2 tRNA genes are annotated in these 648 nt (G+C 50.8%); both read left to right on the top strand.

Features of this window, described 5'->3' with window-relative positions:
* Nucleotides 1–96 precede the first annotated feature (96 nt).
* Nucleotides 97–173: transfer RNA gene (locus tag WT53_RS26620), tRNA-Ile, on the top strand.
* 90 nt (nucleotides 174–263) lie between these two features.
* Nucleotides 264–339 (top strand) — tRNA-Ala (locus WT53_RS26615).
* The last annotated feature ends 309 nt before the right edge of the window (nucleotides 340–648 follow it).

The following is a 648-nucleotide window of genomic DNA, read 5'->3' as shown; positions in this document are numbered from 1 at the left end:
CGTATCGGAAGGTGCGGCTGGATCACCTCCTTTCCAGAGCTATCTCGCGAAGTTGAGCGCTCACGCTTATCGGCTGTAAATTAAAGACAGACTCAGGGGTCTGTAGCTCAGTCGGTTAGAGCACCGTCTTGATAAGGCGGGGGTCGTTGGTTCGAATCCAACCAGACCCACCATTGTCTGGCGTGTCGGTGATCGTTAGCGCTTTAGCGCTTACGAGCATCCCATGCCGATAGGCTGAACACACCTGAGGCATCTGTACTCATGGGGGCATAGCTCAGCTGGGAGAGCACCTGCTTTGCAAGCAGGGGGTCGTCGGTTCGATCCCGTCTGCCTCCACCAATCTTCAATGACAAGCGTTCGACTGCGTCGAACCTTTGTCATTGGCGATTGAGCCAGTCAGAGGATATCAATAGATATCGGCTGTCGTTCTTTAACAATCTGGAAGAAGTAAGTAATTTGGATAGCGGAAGCGTCTTTGAGATGGACGTGGAAACTATCCGGGTTGTGATTGTATCGATGTATCTCAAGATGATTCGAACTTCATGTTCGGCTCAATTTGGAATACGGCACAACGCGAGAACTCAACCTGTAACGACTGTAGCGTCGAAAGATGAGACAGACTCGTTATAGGGTCAAGCGAACAAGTGC

This window comes from Burkholderia sp. MSMB2157WGS, from assembly GCF_001532755.1.
Lineage (GTDB): Bacteria > Pseudomonadota > Gammaproteobacteria > Burkholderiales > Burkholderiaceae > Burkholderia.
Note: the sequence above shows the minus strand (reverse complement) of the source record. Positions and strands in the feature narration are given on the sequence as shown.